The organism is Bartonella machadoae, from assembly GCF_022559585.1.
Lineage (GTDB): Bacteria > Pseudomonadota > Alphaproteobacteria > Rhizobiales > Rhizobiaceae > Bartonella > Bartonella machadoae.
Map to the genome: position 1 here is coordinate 59,528 of NZ_CP087114.1, position 21,774 is coordinate 81,301.

Annotated in this window: 34 protein-coding genes; 9 read left to right on the plus strand and 25 right to left on the minus strand. The window is 39.3% G+C overall.

Annotated features, from left to right (window positions below):
• Window positions 1-30: 30 nt before the first annotated feature.
• From LNM86_RS00330 to LNM86_RS00340, 3 genes are read left to right on the plus strand one after another with little or no spacing between them, the layout of a single operon-like run.
• Complete coding sequence (locus LNM86_RS00330; RefSeq protein ID WP_241438014.1) at window positions 31-303, plus strand: toxin HicA; 273 nt, start codon at window positions 31-33, stop codon at window positions 301-303.
• Window positions 293-610: a type II toxin-antitoxin system HicB family antitoxin gene (locus LNM86_RS00335; RefSeq protein ID WP_241438015.1), complete on the plus strand. Its 318-nt coding sequence runs from the start codon at window positions 293-295 to the stop codon at window positions 608-610. The genes LNM86_RS00330 and LNM86_RS00335 overlap by 11 nt, the downstream gene beginning before the upstream one ends.
• Window positions 611-668: 58 nt before the next feature.
• Window positions 669-791, plus strand: coding sequence for a CopG family antitoxin (locus LNM86_RS00340; RefSeq protein ID WP_241438016.1), 123 nt, complete (start codon window positions 669-671; stop codon window positions 789-791).
• A 42-nt stretch (window positions 792-833) separates the two neighbouring features.
• Here the strand turns inward: LNM86_RS00340 and LNM86_RS00345 are convergent, their stop codons facing one another.
• The 11 genes from LNM86_RS00345 to LNM86_RS00395 all read right to left on the minus strand — a co-directional run bounded on the left by LNM86_RS00345 (window position 834) and on the right by LNM86_RS00395 (window position 9,842).
• Window positions 834-1,112: a hypothetical protein gene (locus LNM86_RS00345; RefSeq protein ID WP_241438017.1), complete on the minus strand. Its 279-nt coding sequence runs from the start codon at window positions 1,110-1,112 to the stop codon at window positions 834-836.
• Window positions 1,109-1,840: an antA/AntB antirepressor family protein gene (locus LNM86_RS00350; RefSeq protein ID WP_241438018.1), complete on the minus strand. Its 732-nt coding sequence runs from the start codon at window positions 1,838-1,840 to the stop codon at window positions 1,109-1,111. Before LNM86_RS00350 ends, LNM86_RS00345 begins: the two co-directional genes overlap by 4 nt.
• Window positions 1,841-2,426: 586 nt before the next feature.
• Window positions 2,427-2,777: a head-tail joining protein gene (locus LNM86_RS00355; RefSeq protein ID WP_241438019.1), complete on the minus strand. Its 351-nt coding sequence runs from the start codon at window positions 2,775-2,777 to the stop codon at window positions 2,427-2,429.
• A 1-nt stretch (window position 2,778) separates the two neighbouring features.
• Complete coding sequence (locus LNM86_RS00360) at window positions 2,779-3,855, minus strand: major capsid protein (protein WP_241438020.1); 1,077 nt, start codon at window positions 3,853-3,855, stop codon at window positions 2,779-2,781.
• Window positions 3,856-3,867: 12 nt separating this feature from the next.
• Window positions 3,868-4,236 (minus strand): head decoration protein, encoded by a 369-nt coding sequence (locus LNM86_RS00365; protein ID WP_241438183.1) that lies wholly within the window; start codon window positions 4,234-4,236, stop codon window positions 3,868-3,870.
• Window positions 4,233-4,613, minus strand: coding sequence for a hypothetical protein (locus LNM86_RS00370; RefSeq protein WP_241438927.1), 381 nt, complete (start codon window positions 4,611-4,613; stop codon window positions 4,233-4,235). Before LNM86_RS00370 ends, LNM86_RS00365 begins: the two co-directional genes overlap by 4 nt.
• The gene (locus LNM86_RS00375; RefSeq protein WP_241438021.1) at window positions 4,496-5,563 is read right to left on the minus strand and encodes a S49 family peptidase; all 1,068 of its coding nucleotides are present in this window, start codon (window positions 5,561-5,563) and stop codon (window positions 4,496-4,498) included. The genes LNM86_RS00370 and LNM86_RS00375 overlap by 118 nt, the downstream gene beginning before the upstream one ends.
• Window positions 5,556-7,109: a phage portal protein gene (locus LNM86_RS00380; RefSeq protein WP_241438022.1), complete on the minus strand. Its 1,554-nt coding sequence runs from the start codon at window positions 7,107-7,109 to the stop codon at window positions 5,556-5,558. Before LNM86_RS00380 ends, LNM86_RS00375 begins: the two co-directional genes overlap by 8 nt.
• Entirely contained in the window at window positions 7,109-7,357 is a 249-nt protein-coding gene (locus LNM86_RS00385; RefSeq protein WP_241438023.1) for a phage head-tail joining protein, read from the minus strand. Before LNM86_RS00385 ends, LNM86_RS00380 begins: the two co-directional genes overlap by 1 nt.
• 3 nt (window positions 7,358-7,360) lie before the next feature.
• Entirely contained in the window at window positions 7,361-9,289 is a 1,929-nt protein-coding gene (locus tag LNM86_RS00390) for a phage terminase large subunit family protein (RefSeq protein ID WP_241438024.1), read from the minus strand.
• A complete protein-coding gene (locus LNM86_RS00395; protein ID WP_241438025.1) occupies window positions 9,282-9,842 on the minus strand; it encodes a hypothetical protein in 561 nt (186 codons plus the stop codon). Before LNM86_RS00395 ends, LNM86_RS00390 begins: the two co-directional genes overlap by 8 nt.
• A 93-nt stretch (window positions 9,843-9,935) precedes the next feature.
• Here LNM86_RS00395 and LNM86_RS00400 point away from each other — a divergent pair, with 93 nt between their 5' ends.
• On the plus strand, window positions 9,936-10,982 hold the full coding sequence (locus tag LNM86_RS00400; protein ID WP_241438026.1) for a Fic family protein: 1,047 nt from the start codon (window positions 9,936-9,938) through the stop codon (window positions 10,980-10,982).
• A gap of 56 nt (window positions 10,983-11,038) precedes the next feature.
• Here LNM86_RS00400 and LNM86_RS00405 read toward each other — a convergent pair whose 3' ends face one another.
• The 4 genes from LNM86_RS00405 to LNM86_RS00420 form a co-directional block, all read right to left on the minus strand.
• Window positions 11,039-11,317 carry a hypothetical protein gene (locus LNM86_RS00405; protein ID WP_241438027.1) on the minus strand — a complete coding sequence of 93 codons (279 nt, stop codon included), beginning with the start codon at window positions 11,315-11,317 and terminating at the stop codon, window positions 11,039-11,041.
• Window positions 11,314-12,033, minus strand: a complete 720-nt coding sequence (locus LNM86_RS00410; RefSeq protein ID WP_241438028.1) for a Rha family transcriptional regulator — start codon at window positions 12,031-12,033, stop codon at window positions 11,314-11,316. Before LNM86_RS00410 ends, LNM86_RS00405 begins: the two co-directional genes overlap by 4 nt.
• A 556-nt stretch (window positions 12,034-12,589) precedes the next feature.
• Complete coding sequence (locus LNM86_RS00415) at window positions 12,590-13,171, minus strand: hypothetical protein (RefSeq protein ID WP_241438029.1); 582 nt, start codon at window positions 13,169-13,171, stop codon at window positions 12,590-12,592.
• A gap of 3 nt (window positions 13,172-13,174) precedes the next feature.
• Window positions 13,175-13,495 (minus strand): hypothetical protein, encoded by a 321-nt coding sequence (locus LNM86_RS00420; protein WP_241439032.1) that lies wholly within the window; start codon window positions 13,493-13,495, stop codon window positions 13,175-13,177.
• A gap of 349 nt (window positions 13,496-13,844) precedes the next feature.
• On the opposite strand from LNM86_RS00420, the gene LNM86_RS00425 reads away from it, so the two are divergent.
• Window positions 13,845-14,027: a type II toxin-antitoxin system HicA family toxin gene (locus LNM86_RS00425; protein WP_241438030.1), complete on the plus strand. Its 183-nt coding sequence runs from the start codon at window positions 13,845-13,847 to the stop codon at window positions 14,025-14,027.
• 20 nt (window positions 14,028-14,047) lie between these two features.
• Window positions 14,048-14,470, plus strand: a complete 423-nt coding sequence (locus tag LNM86_RS00430) for a type II toxin-antitoxin system HicB family antitoxin (protein WP_241438031.1) — start codon at window positions 14,048-14,050, stop codon at window positions 14,468-14,470.
• Window positions 14,471-14,473: 3 nt separating this feature from the next.
• Here LNM86_RS00430 and LNM86_RS00435 read toward each other — a convergent pair whose 3' ends face one another.
• The 10 genes from LNM86_RS00435 to LNM86_RS00480 form a co-directional block, all read right to left on the minus strand.
• Window positions 14,474-15,016, minus strand: coding sequence for a hypothetical protein (locus LNM86_RS00435; protein ID WP_241438032.1), 543 nt, complete (start codon window positions 15,014-15,016; stop codon window positions 14,474-14,476).
• Window positions 15,017-15,025: 9 nt separating this feature from the next.
• Window positions 15,026-15,478: a single-stranded DNA-binding protein gene (gene ssb / locus LNM86_RS00440; RefSeq protein ID WP_241438033.1), complete on the minus strand. Its 453-nt coding sequence runs from the start codon at window positions 15,476-15,478 to the stop codon at window positions 15,026-15,028.
• Window positions 15,479-15,701: 223 nt separating this feature from the next.
• On the minus strand, window positions 15,702-15,968 hold the full coding sequence (locus tag LNM86_RS00445; RefSeq protein WP_241438034.1) for a hypothetical protein: 267 nt from the start codon (window positions 15,966-15,968) through the stop codon (window positions 15,702-15,704).
• A 150-nt stretch (window positions 15,969-16,118) separates the two neighbouring features.
• Entirely contained in the window at window positions 16,119-16,424 is a 306-nt protein-coding gene (locus tag LNM86_RS00450; protein WP_241438035.1) for a hypothetical protein, read from the minus strand.
• A 170-nt stretch (window positions 16,425-16,594) separates the two neighbouring features.
• Complete coding sequence (locus LNM86_RS00455; protein WP_241438036.1) at window positions 16,595-16,966, minus strand: hypothetical protein; 372 nt, start codon at window positions 16,964-16,966, stop codon at window positions 16,595-16,597.
• A 34-nt stretch (window positions 16,967-17,000) separates the two neighbouring features.
• A complete protein-coding gene (locus LNM86_RS00460) occupies window positions 17,001-18,134 on the minus strand; it encodes a DUF1376 domain-containing protein (protein ID WP_241438037.1) in 1,134 nt (377 codons plus the stop codon).
• Window positions 18,135-18,174: 40 nt separating this feature from the next.
• Complete coding sequence (locus LNM86_RS00465) at window positions 18,175-18,468, minus strand: DUF1376 domain-containing protein (protein ID WP_241438038.1); 294 nt, start codon at window positions 18,466-18,468, stop codon at window positions 18,175-18,177.
• 3 nt (window positions 18,469-18,471) lie between these two features.
• A complete protein-coding gene (locus LNM86_RS00470; protein WP_241438039.1) occupies window positions 18,472-18,939 on the minus strand; it encodes a crossover junction endodeoxyribonuclease RuvC in 468 nt (155 codons plus the stop codon).
• A 91-nt stretch (window positions 18,940-19,030) separates the two neighbouring features.
• Window positions 19,031-19,453 (minus strand): hypothetical protein, encoded by a 423-nt coding sequence (locus tag LNM86_RS00475; RefSeq protein ID WP_241438040.1) that lies wholly within the window; start codon window positions 19,451-19,453, stop codon window positions 19,031-19,033.
• Between the two features lie 17 nt (window positions 19,454-19,470).
• Window positions 19,471-19,716 carry a helix-turn-helix transcriptional regulator gene (locus tag LNM86_RS00480; protein ID WP_241438041.1) on the minus strand — a complete coding sequence of 82 codons (246 nt, stop codon included), beginning with the start codon at window positions 19,714-19,716 and terminating at the stop codon, window positions 19,471-19,473.
• A gap of 99 nt (window positions 19,717-19,815) precedes the next feature.
• On the opposite strand from LNM86_RS00480, the gene LNM86_RS00485 reads away from it, so the two are divergent.
• The 3 genes from LNM86_RS00485 to LNM86_RS00495 all read left to right on the plus strand — a co-directional run bounded on the left by LNM86_RS00485 (window position 19,816) and on the right by LNM86_RS00495 (window position 21,769).
• On the plus strand, window positions 19,816-20,418 hold the full coding sequence (locus tag LNM86_RS00485) for an XRE family transcriptional regulator (protein WP_241438042.1): 603 nt from the start codon (window positions 19,816-19,818) through the stop codon (window positions 20,416-20,418).
• 170 nt (window positions 20,419-20,588) lie between these two features.
• Window positions 20,589-20,978 carry a hypothetical protein gene (locus LNM86_RS00490; protein ID WP_241438043.1) on the plus strand — a complete coding sequence of 130 codons (390 nt, stop codon included), beginning with the start codon at window positions 20,589-20,591 and terminating at the stop codon, window positions 20,976-20,978.
• A gap of 62 nt (window positions 20,979-21,040) precedes the next feature.
• The gene (locus tag LNM86_RS00495) at window positions 21,041-21,769 is read left to right on the plus strand and encodes a Rha family transcriptional regulator (RefSeq protein ID WP_241438044.1); all 729 of its coding nucleotides are present in this window, start codon (window positions 21,041-21,043) and stop codon (window positions 21,767-21,769) included.
• Window positions 21,770-21,774 lie beyond the last annotated feature (5 nt).

Here is a 21,774-nt window from a genome sequence, read left to right on the forward strand (position 1 = left end):
TATTTTAAAAATGGTTGACTAGGATTAATAATGATACTATTATCGGTTATGAACAATAAAGTTGAAAAAATAATCAGCTTGATGAAAGCCTCACCAAAGAACATCAAGTTTTCAGATTTGTTAGCTGTGTGTGTGCATTTTTTTGGAGAACCGCGGAACAATGGTACAAGTCACTTTGTTTTTAAAACGCCGTGGCTTGGGGACCCCCGTGTGAATATTCAAAAAGATACTGGCAACAAAGCAAAAGCTTATCAGGTCAAGCAAGTCTTACAAGCGATAGAAAGGATAAAACATGAACAATAATCATTATACATATCGTGTTTTGTGGTCGCAAGAAGATAAGGAATATGTTGGTTTGTGTGCAGAATTCCCATCCCTTTCATGGTTAGATGTTCAAGCAGAGAAAGCTTTAAAAGGTATTATGGATCTCGTTTCAGAAGTTATTGAGGACATGCAACACAATGGAGAAGAAATTCCTGTGCCTTTGTCACATGGTAAATACAGTGGTAAGTTCCAATTAAGAATACCACCAGAACTCCATAGGAAGCTTGCAATTCAAGCTGCTGAAAATGGTGTGAGTTTAAACAGATATATTTCTTCTAAACTTTGAAAAATTTATACGTACTAAAAGAAAAATAATTTTTATGAAAACCTCTCAATTAAAACAAATGCCTGTTTTTAAAACAGATGAAGAAGCAGAAAACTTTGTTGATACTGCTGATCTCACGGATTATGACTTAACTGATTTTAAGCCCGTTCATTTTGAATCCTTCCCTAAAAAAGCCTCTTAACCACCTCCCCATTTTTGAGAACGGGGAGGGGATATGTTTTACTTAAGCAACCTTTTTAATAGGGTTTTCCCAATTCGGCTGGTAAGCTTTTAAAAAAGGATCTATCGTTGCGGGAAACTCTGAAGCTCCAAAATCTGTAAGAACTGCTAGAATCTTTGTAATATTTGGCACGTCATCTTGAAGTTTCAAAATCAAAGCTTTTTCTACAATGCCCATAACCTCAACCAGTGCCTTACAATCTTTATCTCCAATGCCTTTATGGTTAGAAAATTGAGACAACGCTATCCACAAATCACATAAAAAATTGGTATCTACTTTCATTGTACACCTCCATGGATTTGTTCTCTTAAGCAAGCCAATCCTCTAGATGTGATTTTTGTTGAAGGGAGCACCTTTTCTGTACCATCCGGTCTTTGAATAGTAATAGCAGGGCAATCCATCAAACCTTTTTTGATTTTATCTTGATAAGGTAATAAAGGAGCACTCGGAGCCCGTCGATAGACCCAATCATGTTTACGCAAATAATCGGTTAAGTCCTTTGGTCGTATTTCTAACATTTTTGCAGATTCAATAAGACCAAACAGACCATCAGAGCGTTTCAAGCCATCAAGTGCCTTGGCTTTAGGCTCTAACTCGGCAATCACATGGTCTTTCTGCTCGATTTGGCTTTGTAAGTGATTCAAGAAACCAATCATTGCTTGTGGACTTGAATAATCAATCTGTGGTGTTGCTACTTGCTTTGCAAGTTTTTCACATTCGATAAAATACTCTCTTGCTTGGTGCCCTTTGTCATTACGCTCGATCATCGAAAGATGTTTAGCCATGTCTAAAGTTAGGTAGTACTCTTTTACTTTTCCACCGTTTTCTAAATTTTTAGAAAGCGTTACAAAGTCTTTGTTTTCTCGAAACTTACATTCTTTTATGCGATTTTTAATCCAGTCTGCAAACTTTGATGTGATGTTTAAAAATGCATGCAACTCACGTGCGTTGACCGTTTGAACAGTTTCCTGATCAATGGTTTGTTCTTTAATCTCTATAAGTGTATTCATAATGAATTCCTTGATGTTAGACGTTTTTGATTGACACTCTAAAAGAGCGCCGGGTGCTCAAAAACACGGCATCAAGTCCGTCGTTATGCTTTCCCCCTAAGGGTATTGTATAGCATAACCACACCCGACAAAGCTATTATATGCGTGTAGCATATAATGAGTCAAAGCTTTTAAATTGCGGAAGACTGATTATTTCGGCAACCAATCCGCTTGATGTTTTAAGGTGTTTTTGAGGCACCTGATTCGAAAATATATATTACAGAAATAATGTCAAGTATCTTTCGATAATTTTTTAATATTTTTTGCTAATTTGATCTTTGATGCCGGGCGCTCAAAAACACGGCGTACAGTCCGTCGTTATGCTTTCCCCGCAAGGGTATTGTATAGCATAACTACACCCGACAAGCCATTATATGCGTGCAACATATAACGAGTCAAAGCTTTTAATTGGCGGAGAAAAGATTGTTTCGGCAATCCATCCGCTGTGTATTTAAGGTGTTTGTTAGGCACCTGATTCGATTATTCATATTCCCATAATCTTGTCAAGCAGTAATATAAGATTTTTTAAAAATGATAAGAGGGTTCTTTATTTTACCTCCCTTAAAATAAGCTTATACATACCGGATTCAGAGGCTTGGACATCTGTGACAATGAAGCGCTCTTGAGTTGTCTCTTCAGTGTTTTCAGGGGCGAGCACCACGACATTATCCTCAGCTTTTGGTGGCAATCCGCCAATATCATTGATACAAAGATCAAGTTCTTTTCTTGGAATTGTTGTTGGTATTCTGCCACCAGCATCCGATTCAGAATGTTTGATGCCGTAAATCGCTGTAATCCGAAAAGATTGCTGGTTATCCTTTCGCGTATAGATGACGGGCTGCCCAAAGGTGTTGCGTACCTCTTTTACCATTTTGTTAAGCAGCCCGTGCCATCGCATGTTATTTCCCTCCAATGACGGCTTTGAACAGCATTTCAGGACGTGTGCAAATGTAAAGCGGATAGCTGTAAACTTCAGGCTTTACCCATGCATTACGGTCATGATCGACGATTAGCATCGTGTAGAGAGGTTTTCCCACCGTGTTGGCAAAATCTAAGCTTTCACCAGGTGCAAAGGTTTTCTGGAATACACCAGGCGCATTAACAGGAAAGAATTGACATTCATCAGGCTTAATTCCTATCGCACGCTTTGTTCCAGCCTTTGCACTCACATTATAGTTATGAATACTGCGATAATTGATAAAGGTCACACCCGCAAAGTCAAAACTACCAAAGCTCCCTGAGCCAAGAGCACTTGGTGTTGCAACGCCTCCTGCGCTATTGAGTGTCTGAGCTAAGGCTGTGTTTAAATAGGTTTCACGAATGGTTTTATGGTTTTTTAGTTTGGAAAAGAATTCATTCCCACAAAGTCCAATAATCCGTGAACGGTCAGAGAATGCTCCTTTTGAAGCTTCAATCATTCGCATAATGACCTGATCAACATTATCAGCAACATTGGTTGTTTCATTCTCCAGTTTAAAGTCAATTGGCTTTGGTGGGGTAATTTCCCATTCCTTATACCAATCGACAATCACCGAACCATCAGCATCAAGGACAACACCTTGAACAGCACCAAGCTGCATGTTTTCCCATGTCAATTCGATTTCAGAAATCAGTTTCTTTTGTTTTCTGGCAATATATTTCATTGCCGTCTCTAACTGATCTTCTGTGCCAAATTCACGCCGGTTTTGGATTTCTTCTGATTTCACAGTATCACTTTTGGCAATACGGGTTGTTTTGAAAAACCGAAGATTACGACTGTCTCTGTCACCTTCTGCTAAAGGGGCTCCGCGTTCGCTGGTTTGAATAAGCGAAAATGTATTATCACGCCGTTCAATACCAACCACTGTGGTGCTGGTTTCAACTTCTTCAAAAAGATTGAGAGAGCTTACAAGACCCGGTTGAAACTCATAGTTTTCAATGGCTTTCATCATTGTAATGCTTGAGAAAGCATCATGTTTAAAAAAATTCATATCCATGTGCGTATTCTCCTATCGCAACAGAATTTTATTGTTGTCTTCTAAAGACTGGATAGCTGCCATTTTTTCTTGCTCCAGTATTGCATCGGGCCATATCAGTTCCGAAGCTTTTACAGTACTCAAACGCGCTGTAATGACGGCACGTTGTTCTTCACCTGTTGCATCAACAGTGGCATAAGAAATCCCTGCGGGCACCGCACTGCCATCAGATGCTGCCGGATTAAGAGGGACATATTTTCCCGTTTTTGTTATCTTTCCCATGACAGTCCCAGCCTCAATGAAGGCTCCTGATGCAAACACCACTTGTTCATTTGACATGTCAGGGTCGTAGCGCCCAAGATAAGCGCCATTGCGAACATCTTCATAAATAATATGACTCATTTCATTGCCTTCCAAATTGATTGCCATTTTGCATGAATTTTTGCCTTGCTTTCTCCATCAGTATGAGGAACATAAGGCGATAGTTTTAAAGAGGCGCTTTGCGAGCTAGCCTCCGTCAAGACGCACTGGCGTGCTTTCTCGATACTCATACCGTTTTGAATAGCCTTTGCGGCATCAAAAGAAACCCCTAAGCGCTTTGCTTGCCTTTCAAGGGTTGTCAGTGCTTGAGCGCGCTTTCTTTCTTGTTCAAGGATGGCTTTTAGGTTTTCGCGTTTGTCCTCATTGTCTTCATCCTCCTCTTCGTCTTCGTTGTCGTCAAAGATTTCGGCGTTTTTATCGATGTCGTGATCATTTTCATCCTCTTCTTCATCGCGGATGTCGACAATCTCTTCATCTTCTTCTTGTTGGGCGCGGTATTGTGTGCGTGCCATGTGTTTTGTCCTTCTTTTGCTGTTACAGTTGGGGTTTGTGAGATGAAATCCGTTAAGGATTCCAAAGCTTGCGCAAGCGTGCCTTGCGCATCTGCTAATCCAAGCGTGATAGCTTGGGTGCCTATAAAAGTTTCTGCCTTTGTGTCACGGATTGCATCAGTATTCAGGGGTCTGTTTTGTGCTACCCAATCGACAAACATCTCGTAGAGCAGGGCGCAATCTGCTTGCATTTTGTTAAGCGCAGTATCAGCCAATGGCTCGTGAGGATTACCATGAACCTTGTGGTCACCTTCAAAGACAAAGGTCCATTTAAACCCCTGTTTTTCATCCGCGCTTGATTGGTCAAGATGCGCACAAACCACCCCAATTGAACCGACAACGCCTGTGCGAGCTACCCATATTTGTGAAGCGGAACAGGCAATGGCATAAGCAGCAGAGCAGGCAAATTCATTGGCATGCGCCCAAATTGGTTTCTGATGGTGTTTTGAGAGTGCTTGGAATTCTTCAACCAAATCAAACACCCCACCGGCTTCTCCACCACCACTGTCAATATCGAGTAAAACAGCTCGGACATCAGGCTGTTTAATGGCTTCACGAAAAGAGGCGCTTAAGCCTTCATAAGAGGTTAATCCTGAGAGCGCACCAAGCCATGCACCGCGGCGCACCAGTGTGCCATGAACCGGTAGGATGGCAACATTATTGCGCACCATGTAACTCTCAGGTGGTTTGAAAGATGCGCTATCCCCTTGCAAGAAAGCCTGAGGGGCAAACTTTTCTCCTGCAAAAAGACGCGGTGCAAGAGCATTAAGAATGACATCAAGCTTTGTCGAGGCAAGCATATGTGGAACACCAAAAAGCCGTGATACTAAAAACGGCATGTCAAGATTATTAGTCATTTTTGTGCGCCTCACTGCCTTGGTTGCTTTCATAAGTCTCAGACGGATCTGAATCTGTGAAATTCGTCGTTTGGTTTTCACCAGAAGGTGCCGCCATATCGGTATCAAAAGATAACCCCCGTGCACGAGCATCGGTGTGTTCTTCCTCAAGTTCGGCATGGATGCTGTCGATATCAAAACCCCGTTCGGCAAGTGCCATTCTTCGTGTTTTTAAACCGGCGCGAATTTCTTCTTTTTCCGCCGAGATATCTTTGTTTGGATCAATCATTTCAAGCGGGGGTGCAAAGCTTTCACATTGAAGCCATGGCAAGGGATTTTCTTCCCATCCTGGTAATTCTACGCATCCAGCAAGGACAGCCATTTCCACAAAGCGCTCCCAGACAATGCGGTTGAATTGAAAGGCAATGATATGTTCGCGCCATTGTTTGACGTGACGTCTAAACTGAATAATGGAGGTGCGCACATTGGAAAAATTACCCCGCGTAACGTCTCCAGTGACAACGGCATAAGGCATATTGAGAGCCGAGCAAATTCTCATAATATTGCGAAATTGAAAGGCTTCATAGGAACCACCAACCTCAACAGGATTTGAAAATGTAATTTGTTTGTCGCCATCCACTATGTTAACCGAGCCAGGGTGAACTTCATGCTCCTCTGGTGCCTCTTCAATTTTCTTTTGCGGCTTCGTTTGTTCACGATTTTCCTCTAACTCCGCCTCATGAGATTTTTCGCCTGTAATAAACACCGCAAAAAGAGCTGCTGTTCTTTTTCGATCAAGTTCCGCATCATCATAGGATTCCAATTGAAAGATCTTTGTCATACAGCGTGTTATTTTAGGAGAACCGCGCAATTGTCCGGCAATACGGCGCTCTTTGATATGCAGAACCATTCTTGCGGGTACACGCACGCGCTCTTGGCTCTCAAATACTGTATTTGAAGGGCAATTGTCATAAGGATGGTGTTGCCAAAAATGGTAAGCAACACGCTTGCCACTGGCATCAAATTCAATACCCATACGAATGTAATTGCCTTCAATTTCCGCAGGTCCATTGTAAGTGAGGTCCAGCATTTCGGTTGGATAGATTTGTAATTGAAGAGGCACCCCAGAGCGTCCATAAAGGTCAACATAATGCAGTCTTACAAAACATTCACCGGTTAAAAAGACTTCTCGTGCAATTGTTGCTTGCAGACCATAAAAGCTCGCATCTTCATCATAATCTGCCTCATCAACCCATTGCCACCATAAGTCTAAAAGCTTTTTCTTTTGTTCTTGAAAGCCTTCAATACGAGGATAGGGTTTAATCCCATCACTCACAGCTGCGGAAACCCATTCTTCTGTTGCCGAGCCATAAAGAGATTCATTGTCATAAAGCCATCTTGAACGAGCAGTAATGGTATCACCGCATTCTTCAATTGCTTTATTGATGTGTTTTTTTGCGGGGTCAAATCCACCCATGCGACGGCTTTTGCTTGCAGCCTCAAAAGGCGGATTGTGTTGACGAGAAATTTTAAAAAAGTCCGCAACTTTATTGATAAAGCCAGCCATTAATAGCCTCGTGATATATTAAAATAGAAAACACGTGAACGCTTGCGTCCTTCAAGGTTTTCTATTTGTGTGTTCAGCATCTCAAGTGCTCTGCGAAGTTCCTCAACAGAACGGTTGCTTACTTGCTTATCGCCATGGCGCACGGATTGCGCTCCCGAATAAAGAGCCTCTTCAATTTGTTCGCGTCGCCTTTTTAAACTTTCAAGTCTCTCAGTTTTGCTGTTTATTTGCTTCAATTCTTCATCCACAAATTACCTCCAATCTCCTCGCATATAAGGATTTATTATCGTTCTGAATTGCTTCCTTTGAGGTTGTGCTGTCTGCGTTCTTTTGGGAGAAGTGGATGAAGAAATCCCTGATGTTGGCTGCTCTAAAGAAGCGTCAACTTTAAGTTTTTCCAAACGCTCTTCTAAGATATCGACTTCCAGGTTAAGGTTTATTCCTGCCGAAATTAGCCCCTGTAAAGCGGCATAAGCATAAACCCTACAATCCAAAGCCTCGTTTCTTGCTTTCTCACTTTTTTGCCATTCAATGCGCTTGAAGCCTTTAAAATATTTGATGACTTTTCTTTCAGCCGTGAGCTGGTCAAAATATTCTCGATCAAGGCTTTTATGAAAGTGTGTTGCACCAGCCCCCGATGCTTCAGGACCGGATTTTTTTAATCGTGCCGTGATAATATCTTTTGCCGCATCAACACCAACAATATAGAGATTAATCTGTCCTTTATTGTTTCTGCTTGGACGGCGTGGCCATACCGCACGCCATCCCGCCTGTCCCTTAATCCCCCAGATGCGTCGTCCTTCACGGGGGCGTACATAATTGTAAACGGCTTGTGTATGTCCACCACCGGTATCAATACAAGCCGCTGTTATTCTGATGCCATCTTTGTAACCAGGGTGTGACCAACGTCTTGCCAGATATTCATCCAGTTGGTCCCAGACTTCAAAAGAAGACGGATCACCAGGAATGATGTGATAATCAATGTGCCAGCTTTCTTCACCACGCCCCCATCCAACCACTTCAAGCTCTAAGCGGTCGTTTTGCACATCGATGCCGGCGGTCAATAACACGGCTTGCGGCGGTGCAATGGGATAATCTTCGCGTTTTGCATAGAGGCTATCAGGATCAACAACTTCACCTGTTCTGTCCTCCCATGGCTCTCCAAGCACTGTATTAACAAAAGGTTGCAAAAGCGCTGGATCATCTTTCGCTTCTAAAAACTCTCTTGCGCATTCTCCCCACGTTAGCCAAGGTGAATAGAGTGCCGAAATATGATAAGAGCGTAAATTCGGTCTCGTTGATTCACTCGTAGGAACCCAGCACGCGCCTCTTTCCTCACTCATAAGATCGGTTTTTCTGTGCTCGGCATGTTCATGACCACAATGGGCACAAACAAAAACAGCTTTTTCGGGGGCTCCTTTCGGCCACTTGATTTGCGACCAAACAATGGGCTGTAGAACCCCACACTTATCACAAGGGACATTGTAATATCTTTGATCACCAAGCACGAAATCTTTGGCAATACGGCTTGTGTCACGGTGTGTTGGCGTGGACAATTTAAAAATCTTTCTCTGCACAAAGGTTGAGGTACGCTTTTCGGCAATCATCACAGGATCACCTTCGTTATCCACACTGAGAGGATAGGCATCAACTTCATCCAAAATCAGATAACGAATAGGCATGGAACGCAAACCAGCAGCACTGTTTGCTCCTGTAAGCATCAATGCTCCCCCATCAAATTCTTTCGAAAACATTGTATTTCCGCTGTCACGTGCACGGGCAGGGGCAATGCGTTCACTTAAAACAGGGCTTGCCATAATCATTGGATCAAGACGCGTTTTTGACAGTTTCTTCGCGGTCTCGACAGTAGGCATTACATAAAGAGCGGGTCCCGGACTATAGTGAATAGCATAACCGCAGAAGTTCAATCCTGCTTCAGACATTCCAATTTGCGCTCCTTTCATGACAATTGTTGTTTCAATTGGCATGTAAGAGGAAAGGTTATCCATGATTTCGCGCAAATAAGGGGTACGCTTTGTCCTCCATAATCCAGGCTCTGCACTTGCTACGGTGCTAAGGTATCTATTCTTATCCGCCCATTGCGAAACCGTGTATGGTGGATCTGGTTGTCGTGCGTCATTGGCATTGGCGAAAAATTCTTCGATTGCATTTTCATCCATTATTCGTTTCTTGCAAGTTTTCTAACTCAGGAGAATGAGGATCATGAAAAGGCACTGGAATGTTAACTGCTTCAAGCAAAGCTGTTCTCATGTAATAATCAATGGCACCAATAAGGCTAGCCGCATCACATCCAATTTGTGCTGCAATGCTTGCACCGAAACGGTGAGAAAACTTCAACATGGCATCACGGTGTGCTCTTCCAAATTCACGTGCCGCCTTTTTCATTTCTTCACGGTCAACCGTTGTTTCGCGTAACTTTTCTAGAGCAATCTTCTCTCTTTCAAGCGCAACTTGCATTCGCTCCAATTTGATCTCAAATTCATTGGCTGCTTTTGCGGAATCCTGTTTAATTCGTGTAGATTTCTGATGAGTTTTCTTAGTAGGATTCTCATTCCATATCGCTGTTGCAAGAGCTTCATTGACAGAACCATCTTCAAAAAGAGCAGCATCAAATTTGCCTGTTTTTATTCGAGAAACCACCGCATTATGCGACACGCCCATCTTCTTGGCAAAAGCGCGAACCGAGAGACCCTCACGATGCTTTTTGTTCATTCAAAATTTCTCCTTGCCTTCTTCTATGCCCTAAGAAGTAAGACGGCGTTATGAGTAATTGACAATCAGGTATAATCGGGTATATATTCCGGTATGCAAACAGACACACTTCAAATTACACAAGAATTATTGAATCTCATTACTGAGATTGATGAATTTAAAGGTGCATGGCGCGCTCTTGGTACTCTTGCACCTGAGCGATTGAACGCTCTTCGTCATATTGCTACTGTTGAAAGTATTGGATCTTCTACGCGCATTGAAGGCAGCAAATTAACAGACCGTGAAATTGAACAGCTTTTGGTAAATTTAGAAATTCAACACTTTAAGAGTCGCGATGAACAAGAAGTTATAGGCTATGCCAAGGTTATGGAGACAATCTTCCAATCTTGGAATGATATTCCTATTACAGAAAATCATATAAAACAACTTCATCGTGATCTTTTATGCCATAGCGATAAAGATGAACGACATCGAGGTGAATATAAGGTTTTGCGCAATGATGTAGCAGCATTTAATTCTCAAGGAAAAATGGTTGGTATTGTTTTTGAAACAGCCACACCATTTGATACGCCATATCGAATGCAAGAGCTTATTGCTTGGTTTAATAAAACCAATGAATTGAAAAATCTTCACCCTTTACTTACGATTGGTATTTTTAATGTCACTTTTTTAGCTATCCATCCTTTTCAGGACGGAAACGGACGTTTAAGTCGTATCTTAACCACTCTACTTTTGTTACAAAAAGGTTATGTTTATGTACCATATTCGTCACTTGAAAGTATTATTGAGAATAATAAAGAAAATTATTACTTAGCTTTGAATCAAACTCAAAAAACAATTTATACTAAAACACCTAATTGGCAGCCTTGGATACTCTTTTTTTTACGTGCTTTACAACAACAAAAACGCCAATTAGCTATGAAAATAGAAAGTGAAAAAAATGCTCTTTTTTCCTTATCTGAATTGGCTCTTAATATTCTTGATTATGTCCGTGATCATGGACGCGTTACAACCCGTGATATGGTGCGTGAAATTGGTGCAAGCCCAAACACACTTAAAGCAACCTTTACATCACTAGTTGAAAAAGGTCTTTTGATACGTCATGGTGGTGGACGATCAACTTGGTATAGCTTACCTTAATTTTATTACCTTATTGATACCTCCCCACTTTTGAAGTGGGAAGGGATATGTTTTACTTAAGCAGCTTTCACAACAGGATTTTCTAAACTTGGAGCATAAGCTTGCAATAATGGATTCATGATATGCGGTAATTCTGAAGTTCCAAAACCTGTAAGGACTGCTAAAATTTTTGTAATATTTGGCACGTCATCCTGAAGTTTTAAAATCAAAGCTTTTTCTACAATGCCCATGACTTCAACCAGTGCGCTACAGTCTTTATCTTTAATGTCTTCACAATTGACAAACTGAAACAAATCCATCCACAAATCACATAAAAAATTGGTATCTACCTTCATTGCACACCTCCATGGATTTGTTCTCTCAAGCAAGCCAATCCTCTAGATGTGATTTTTGTTGAAGGAAGCACCTTTTCTGTACCATCCGGTCTTTGAATAGTGATAGCAGGGCAATCCATCAAACCTTTCTTGATCTTATCCTGATAGGGTAACAAAGGAGCACCTGGAGCCCTTCGATAGACCCAATCATGTTTACGCAAGTAATCAGTTAAGTCCTTTGGTCGTATTTCTAACATCTTTGCAGATTCAATCAAACCAAACAGACCATCAGAGCGTTTTAAACCATCAAGTGCTTTTGCCTTGGGTTTTAACTCTGCGATTATGATGTCTTTACGTTCATTTTCGTTTTTTAGATGTGTTAAGACACCTAACATCACTTGTGGACTTGAATAATCAATCTTCGGTGAGACTGCCTGTGCTTCCAATGCTTGCCAACGATCTATGATTTTAGCTCGTAACGCTGTGCTGTAACCTGAGACGAGAATTAAACATTCGCGTTTGGGCAGGTGGTAACAAGGACGGTTTTCACCTTTTGCATCAACGTAAGTACCGATAAAATCAACCGGCTCAAATTTGAGCTCGTTAAATATTTGCTTAATATCCCTCATTACATTCTTATGCTTTTTACCACATAACTCAGCAATCTCATGACTAGACATAGTCTGAGTGGTAGCACTATTAACAGTGCTTTCTTTAATTTCTATAAGAGTGTTCATATGAACTCCGTACGATTAGATGTTTCTTAATGACGCTCTCAAAGAGTGCCGGGTGCTAAGAAACACGGCGTACAGTCCGTCGTTATGCTTTCCCCGCGAGGGTATTGTATAGCATAACCACACCCGACGAGGTCATTATATGCGTGTAACATATAATGAGTCAAAGCTTTTAATTGGCGGAGAAGAGACTGTTTCGGCAATCTATCCGCTGTACATTTAAGGTGTTTCTTAGGCACCTGATTCGAAGATATATGTTACAGAAATAATGTCAAGTCTCTTTCGATAATTTTTGTCTTTAAATAATCATATATTGTACAGTGTACATATTGAAATCGTTATTTATCAATGTGTTATGTGTACAATGTACAGTCAATTTGAAAAGTTCTAACGCTAGCGATAGTTCGCGCTGTCCTGCCCCGCAACACTCCCAACCCGCTGGAAAGTACCTTTTGCATTGATTTTATTGTATTTTTTCTGGAAAAACCAAAATATAAGTGATAATTTGCTTTAAAAATTACAATTAAAGTGAGTAGTGTGTTTACATAGCTTAAGAACATTATTTCTTTTTCTTATTAGCGGCATATTCTTGACGGTCAAGTTGTCTCTGGATATTTTTGATTAACCTCTCATTCGCATATTGTGTAATAGTATTTGCAATTTCTGGCTTGGACATTACTCTAGCAATTGAGGGTCCTTCTTGTTTTGCAATGGGGAATTGATCACCATCGGCTCTTTGAAAAACATTATTGCCCATTTTTAATTCAACACGCTTTGGAAAACTCCCACCTCGAATAAAAGCATGAGGTAAGATTTCTTTTTTGCCAAACATTGTGTAGGTCACACCATGTTTTGTTTCTCTTGCTTTAAAAAATTTAAGAGGTATCGGTGTTCCAGAGCCAATGATATCTGTCTCGAGAAGCTGTGCTGTAGCCTTGCCTTTAATATAAATACCTTTCTTGATACGCTTTGATTTTGCTGATGTAAGTTCAGAAACTTTCTTTTCGGCAAAGCGCTCCACTTGTTTTGCTGCGGTATTTACAGCATTACGCAAAGCCCAATTAAGGCGTGGTGCTTGAAGACTTGTAAAGGTATCCTTTGCTTGTTGAAGATACCATTTTTGGTGAATAATTAATTTCAACTTCTAAGCCTTTTTTGGAGTAGATGTTGCTGTCTTAGAAACTTTAGATGTTTTGGTTTGTTTGGGTGTGGTTTCCTCTACCACTGGTTCAGTTGATGTTTGGACATTTTCATTTTCTTCTTTCTCAACCTTTTCACTTGTCTTATCAGGCTTTGCATTTGTTTTGCTTTCAACAAAAGGTTTTGCAGCATTGGCACGCTTAAGACGAGCATAGACCTGATTAGAAATTTCAACAAAAGGGGTATTTTGTGTAGAAGGTTCAAAACGAACGGTGCTTTTATTGTCGCCAACGACACAGATTGGTTTAGTGATGACAGCTTTCATTATTGCTCCTTTTGAGGAATGATTTAATGACATCATGCGTCAAATATTGATGTTTACACTGTGAAAAATGGACAAGCCAGAATTACCAAGAAAACCGGGCTCTTTAGCCATGTTTCAGGTATATATTTTACTAACTTTTTGGGGAATATTTTTGAATTTTAGACGCAATACGACTAGTGCAGTATTGTCATTAAATAGGATTTTTTACACGATGTCAACAGAAAAAATCATCATCTAGTATTTTTTTATTTTTTTGATCAAAATCTGGTGTTTTTAGAAAGCGTTATTTATTTTCCTTAAATACAACATTTGTGTTGTGTTAAAACATTTTAGATGTTATATTATTATAATGAACAGTCAAGAATTGAAAAGATATCTTACAAAGCATGGTTGTAGTTTTACTGCAGGGAAGGGTGGACATTTGCTTGTAAAGCGCGGTTCTAAAAAGTCTGTTTTACCTATGCATGGTACACGTAAAGAATTAGGAACAGGATTAGTTCAGAAGATTCTTAAAGATCTTGGTCTAAAATAAGCTTGAATATGGAGGTGCAAATGAAATATGCAATAAAATTTATCAAAGATGACAATGATACTCTTCTTGTCATCTCTAAAGATTTTCAGGAATTTATTACCTACGGTAACGACGAAAAAGAAGCTTTAGAACAGGCTAAAAATGCCCTTTTAACAGTTATTATGGGGCGTTTCCAAGATCGTGAAGTTGTTCCTTTGGGAGCGTATGATGCTATCTATCCTTTTGTTGAAGTCTCTTCATTAGTGACTTTAAAAATTGCAATACATAACGCTATGATTGAAAAAAACTTACGTAAAGCTGATCTTGTACGTCTTTTAGAACTTCACCCAATACAAATTGATCGATTGTTGGATTTAAATCACGCAACAAAGTTAGACGCTTTAGAATCCACTCTTCTTACTCTTGGAAAAGAAGTTACCATTCATATTCAAGATGCCGCTTGACAACTACCGGTTTTGCACAAAATGTTTGTGAAGTGCATCAAGTACAATACAGAGTGAATTAACAAGATGCGGTAGCATTTGATCTTCTATAACAAGATATTGTAATGCGGCATAAAAATTGTGTTGGCGATATAGATATTGTGCTTCTTTTATTGCCTCTTGCATATTTAAAAACCGCTCTGTAGTAAGTTTTACCCATTTTTCTCTTGCACCATCATCAGAAGTTGTAGGCATTTCATCATAAACAGCATTAGGTAACGCTTTTGCACAGAGGTAATTGTTTTTCACTTCAAGATATTTTTGTGCAGCCTCATACTGATCTTGAGTAAGTTGACCTTGTAAATAAAGCCGCCCGATATAGGTACCAGCAAGTGGATTTTTGGCATCTTCTATGGACAAACCAAAGCGTTTAGCACGCATTTCTATTGCCAATTGATCAACAGGTTCACGCGGTGTTTTTGCTCTTGAGATGCGTCCATTTGGTTCTCTTACACATCCCTTAATTCGGGGACGCCCACGTTTTGCTCGTTTCTTTTTCTTTGTCATATTTTTCAATCAGAATGGAATAGCATCATTGACAGGTTTTCCATAATCAGCAGCTCCTGAAGTAGCAGCATAACTTTGAGCAGTGACCGGTAAAGGGGTAGGGGATGCAGGTTGGTCTTTCTTTGCATCAAGTAAATACAATTCACCTTTGAATTGTGGCAAGACAATCTCTGTTGCAAGATGTTCACCACCATTTCTATCTTTCCATTTGCGGGTTTGTAATTTACCTTCTACATAGACCTTTGAACCTTTATTGAGATATTGAAGAGCAATTTTTGCCAGATGTGGATTAAAAACCACAACAGAATGCCATTCCGTTTTGTCGACTCTTTTATTGGTTGCCTTATCAGTATAGCTCTCAGAAGTAGCCATACGAAAATTGACCACCTCAGTACCATTATTCATTGTTTTGCTTTCGGGATCAGCCCCCAAATGCCCAATTAAGATCACTTTATTCAGCATGTTTTTTTACCTTAAATTTGCACCTTTTTTATACATATAAAATTTTAACATGATTTGTATATTTTTTTTCAATCAATTCAAAAGGATATTATTGTTTTTTAACATATTAAATTATGTTTTATAGCACTCTTTAAAATAAAGATCGATTGATACAGGTGCATGGTGTATAGTATCAAGTTCTAAGAGTTAATATCTACTCTGTCCTAAACCCCACTTAGCTTCTCTAGTTTTTAAGCTTTTCAAAAGACAAAACTTCTATATAGGTTTTGTAGTTCTTATGGTAACCAAAATATCGCATACCATCGTTTGTTTTAGTTAAATCCAAAAACCTGCAAGATCTTCTCATACTTTCAGTTAAATCGCAGACAATATAGCAAAATCCAGGAACATTTTGAGATGGTGGTATTGGACATCCATCCACTGTGAAAGCCTCACCTTTACGAACTTTTTCTAAATAATCAAAAACATGCGTAACTGGGCTTTTATCCATTGGGTCTATTTCATTTTCTGTTGGTTGTTCGATATTTACGATTATAATGGATTCAATCAGTTTTTATAAAACCATTATTTTTTTTCAGATGGACATCAAACATATCAAGGAGAAAGTTAGTATTTCCACCCGATTGAGGTGTTAATTTGTTCACTGAATGCTCCTGTTAATTTCATCTATGAGGGGCTCAATGTTGAGAACGCTTCTAGGCACAGCACCACCATATAGCCATGCTTTCACTTGCGCTTTGGTACTGTAATCTGCGTTTTCTGGTATTTCATGATATTGCCCACCATCAAATTCCTCATATTCTCTTGCGCCATCTTCGTATTCATAAAGGTTATAAAAATACTCTGTAACCCCTAATCCCCATGGGGCATGCCCTCTTGCTGTTGCAACAAACTTTTTTTGCGGTTGTTTACGCCTTGTTAAGAACAAATCTCTAAAAATTCCCATGCTTTTAGTCCATAATTTTACCACTTGGTCTATTTGCCTCAAAAATGACCGTACAGAGCGTTTTTTAATTTTTATGCGGTTGTTTATCAAAAAATCTTTAAATCGTTTTGTACGGTCTCTTTTTGTCGATTTAAACACATATCTAATCGCAAAATGATCAGCACTTTTCACTATTTTGCTATATCATCAACCTTTTTCATAACATCCCCTATGCCACTAAAAGCTCTTTCAAGCTCTTGCTTGTGAACAAGAGTTAGGGGTCTAAAATAATCTCTCGCTGTTTTTTCTTTCGCTGCTTTTTCACGTGTATTTTCAATCGCTCTACGTACACTGCCGGCTTTTGAAAGAAGGGTGTTTTCTATGCTTTGGCAATAAGCTAATAGCTCTCCGCAAGTTGGCATAAATGTTTTTGATACCCCATTTGCTTGACCAATTACGATATCTTCAACGCCCTTTTTCAGGGCATATGACGAAATGCGGTCCAGCAACATGCCATAGGATAGAACGACGGCTTTGGCATCTGTATTCGCAGGTACCCGCATACTTGAAAGCAGAAAAGAAGCTTTTTCAATCTGTTCAACCGAAGCTTTCACAGAGAGCAAGGTTTCTAGACGATTGCAAGCATCTAAGGTTTTTTCCTCCTCCTGTTTCGTCAATGTATTCCCAGCTTTCAGCATCAATGGATACCCCGGATTGATCATTTCGATAATCTTCTCTAGATGAGAGATGATTTCTGAGTTCGCTAAAGCCTTCTGCAAGTTGTTTTGTGAAAGTTTTCGGAGTGAATTTTCCATAATTACCACCTATTTGATTAATTTTATGATCTTTTGAGTTTCTAATCCAATTGCGCCACGTTGCTTGCCAATCGATTTTGGTTGCATCCTTGCCTGTCTTGGCTTTCCAATAATCTCGAAACTTTGCAATTTCGATTTTCACACGCTCTGGAGGCAAGCCCTCTGTAATTGCGAAATCGTAATCCGGCTCGAAATCGTCTGGTAATCGACAGCCTCGATTGGCTTTAGAGCGCTTGGCTTTTTTGGGAACGTTTTCTTGCTCGTGAACAGCAGGTTTATCCTCTGCCACCGTTTCGATTGCATCTGCTTGCTTTTCGCAATCATGGTCTTCTGAAGGCTCGTCAACCTGTTCGTTTGTTTCTAAATCTTCAAAATCAATTTCTTTTTTTGCTAACACGATAGTGTTAGTTTTTTTATTATAACTGTTATTGTTATTGTTAATGTGTTGTCGTGATGAGGTCATGATGATGTCATCATGATCTCGTGATGAACTCGTCATGACTTCATGATGATCTTGTGATGATGTCATGATAGACGCATCATATTCTTTTGATGCATTATCTTTCTGCTTATTTTTCCTAGTGTTTGCAGCTTTGATAGCTTTTTCCGAAAGCCTGTTTAAATTCTCATTACAATTTTTTAACTCTTCTTCGACTTGTGTACTCCACAAATTTCCATCTTCTAATTGAAGAATTAATTTTTTTCGAATGAGTTTTTCTAATGATTTTTTAAACGTTTGCACTGAACAACCAACAATGCGTGCTAAAGCAGAAGTGTCATCATAAATCGGTTCACAGGCTCGATACATGAGAGCAGTGAGTGTACTATAAGTAGCTTTCTCTGCTGCATCAGTACCAGCAAAGTCCATAATCCAATCTTGATAAAAATTACGGACCCAAGGTAATTGATTAGCCATTCTCTTGTTCTTTCTTGTGCTTATGCCATATGGCTTCTGATTATTGCGTGTTATTTTTTAGCTCTTCTTCAACATCTACACTCCAGATATGTTCGTCATCCAAAAGGAAGATGTGTCCAGTTTCAGATAAGAGATCAAATGCATCATTAAGCTCGTCAATTGAACAGCGTGCTAATGAAGCCAATGCTCGTAAATTGTTCGTAAGAGGTTTGCCAGTATGTAGCATTCTTAATCGCAACCTCATGTAAATATTGCCTTCAGTAGGGGGTAAAGCAGCGAGATCAAGAAGCCATTTTTCTACATTAATTTTTATCCAAGATGTTTTTTCAGACATTACTTATTCCCCTTCTTTCATTAAATATAAAATTGCTAAAGCATCTGCTTCATTATCATCCTTAGGCTTGTGTCCCTTTGCACATATCGCCTGTATTATCTCTTCTTTTGAGGCATTTCCTTTTCCTGTCGTTGCCTTCTTAATTGTGCCAACAGGGATGCCTTCATAAGGTATCTGATGATGTTCACACCAAGCTGTTAAATGACCTAGAAAACCACCGTAAACATGCGCCGCATCAGTACCAACATGACGGCGCACCTCTTCAAAATACACGGCATCAATACCACCGGCTGTTGCCTTCATTTCTGTAAGCCATTGTTTAAAGCGCAAATAACGCATCCCCCCACCTTCAAAACGGCGTGGTTGAAAATTGACCGTGCCACTGAATATGTGACCATCAGCACCACGTATCGCCCATCCCGTTGTGGTACCTAGATCAAGACAAAGAATGGTTGGTGTGTTAGTGATCATATTCCCCCCCTTAAGGCTGTTGTGTATTATATATTTGCCATGACAGAGCGCGTAATGAGTGGATTAACTCACTTAGGCAAACGTTTTTATGCTACGATTTATTGATTTGATTTCTTTTTTTGATGACTTCATCCCTTAAAAGATCAAGCTTTAAGATATCAAGCTTATCTTTGACTAAGATCATAAACAAGATCAGATCATTTAAGCGATAAAAAGATAACAACTCTTGAGAAAAATAATTATCAAACCAAGTTGTAAAAGCTTGCATAAAAACAGATGAAAACCATTGATTAAAATCATTGTATGGCAATAACGGAAAATAATTTCTATCATCACGCGCAAAGATACTATACAGCATATAGACAAAATAACCTGTTGATGAGGGATCTATTCTTGTTTCAAAACGTGCATCTTGAGGCGAACGGACACCATAATATATGGTTGCCTCTCCAATATTATTAACAAGATCAATCAACTGGACTTTACTTATAGTGATATGTGGTTCATCTATCATCTCTTAATCTTTCTTCTTTAAGAGTGTGAATTGGGCTGGTGGTGTTTGTTGTCAGATAAAGGAGCGGCAATAAAAGCAGAACTAGAAACAGAGCTGTCTTTCAATTGTTGCAATTTTAAATAACTCTTTAAAGATAGTCCTTTGCCTTGTTCCCAACGACAAACAGAAGCTTGCTTAACACCTAAAATATCTGCTAATTCCTTTTGTGTTAGCGATAAACACTTTCGGATAGATTTAACCTTAAATTTTCCCTCTGTGTCCATTTGAGTTAAGTCCTTTATTTTAACCATATACGCAATTGTATAGTATATAATAAAAAAAACAATAGATTTTTTTAATTTAAAAATCATAAGTAACTAATTATGACGAAAAATATCATTGCGACATTGCAAGTATTGCAATCTGAGTTTGGTCTTAATCAGAAAGATCTTGCTGATAGACTAAATGTAACCCAAGCAACTGTATCAAGATGGTTAGGAAGCGAATCTGATCCCAGAGGTTCACACAGAGACGCAATTTTAGAACTTTATAAGAGCTTAAAGGGTTATAATCAAGTTACTACACTTGTTCCTATTATGGGGTATGTAGGAGCGGGGTTAGAGATTGACACTGATGTTGAGCAAATCCCAGAAGATGGGCTTGAAACAATCGAAATACCATTTGATTTGCCTTTTGAAACAATAGGATTCATGGTTCGTGGAGATTCTATGTATCCTGTATATAAAGATGGTGATTTAATCGTAGTTAAACATTTGCAAACAAAACCAGTGAGTGATTATTACGGTGATGAAGTTGTTGTGCTAACAGAAGATAATAGACGATTTATCAAACAAATTACCCGTTCTTCAGAGGGCATTGTACTTAAATCATGGAATGCGCTACCTATTAAAAATGTTAAGATAAAATGGGTTGGAGAAATAGTTGCAATACTACCTCGCAAATCCTATCGTCCACTTATGAAATAATCCCAGTAAAGCTTTTGATTCTATTGTTTTTGAAGATAGCATTTAAGTGAAAATGCAAAAAAAATGAAATATATGTAATTTTTTGCTTGCTTATATTTATACATTTGCGTATAAGTAATTATATAAACCAAACACAAGAGATTGCCAAGAGGCATCAGGGAGGGGAAATTATGGATAAGCCAATTCTTATTAATTCCAATGAAATTTTATTAGTTGTATGTGATGATGAACACATTGGGCATTCGGGTCCACTTGATGAAAGTCAAGTTTTAGAAATGATTGACGAGGCAGATAATGCCATAAAAATCTTTCGCATAAATCCTTCTGAAAACAGTTGTGAAGATATTTCTGAAGAAATTGCAGAAATATACATAAAAGAAAACAGAGAATTTCTCGATGAGGACAGTAAAGTTCATTATTATGTAGGTGAAAGCGCTGCCTACGATAGTCTTTTAGAAGAAATTGCAGACGAAAAATATAATGATGAAGTCTACGGTACTTATGAAGAGCAGCACCGCCTGACTTTTTGGGATGTTATTCCAAATTATCCAAACTATTAAGGGCGTTTTTAAAAACGCCTCCTTTTCTTTCTTTCAAATATTATCACAAATGGAATACAGGCATGCATAATCTTGTCACAACAGCAGAAAGTACTTTTAAGAACGAAGCTATTCAAACCATGTCGAGTCGTGAAATTGCAGAATTGTGTGGTAAACAGCATGCACATATTATGCGTGATATTCGACAAATGTTAGGAGAATTGTACCCTGAAGGGGGTCAATCCAAATTTGGATCGACCTATTTAGACACGCAAGGTAGACCTCAAAATTGTTATAATCTTCCCAAGCGCGAATGTTTAATCCTCGTCTCAGGTTACAGCACAGCATTACGAGCAAAGATCATAGATCGTTGGCAACAATTAGAACAGCAAGTAATGGCACCGCAAATCGATTACTCTAGTCCACAAGTCATGTTAGGGGTTTTAAATTATCTCAAAAATGAGAATGAACAAAAAGACAATATGATTGCAGAATTAAAACCAAAGGCAATGGCTCTTGAAAGTTTACAGCGCCATGATGGGCTCTTTGGTCTTACCGAGACTGCTAAAATACTCGAAATGCAACCAAAACAGTTCATTCTCTTCTTACAGCAAAAAGGTTGGGTCTATCGACGCATGGCAAATGGGCATCTGTTGCCTTATCAAGACAAAATCCAAAAAGGTCTGATGGATTGTCCTACCATCACGATTCAAACTTCTGGCGGAATAAATAAAGTCATTCCTTCGGCAAAAATCACAACAAAAGGCATTGGTGTGCTTTCTCAAGAAATCAAAAGACAAAGCATGCATTAAGGGGT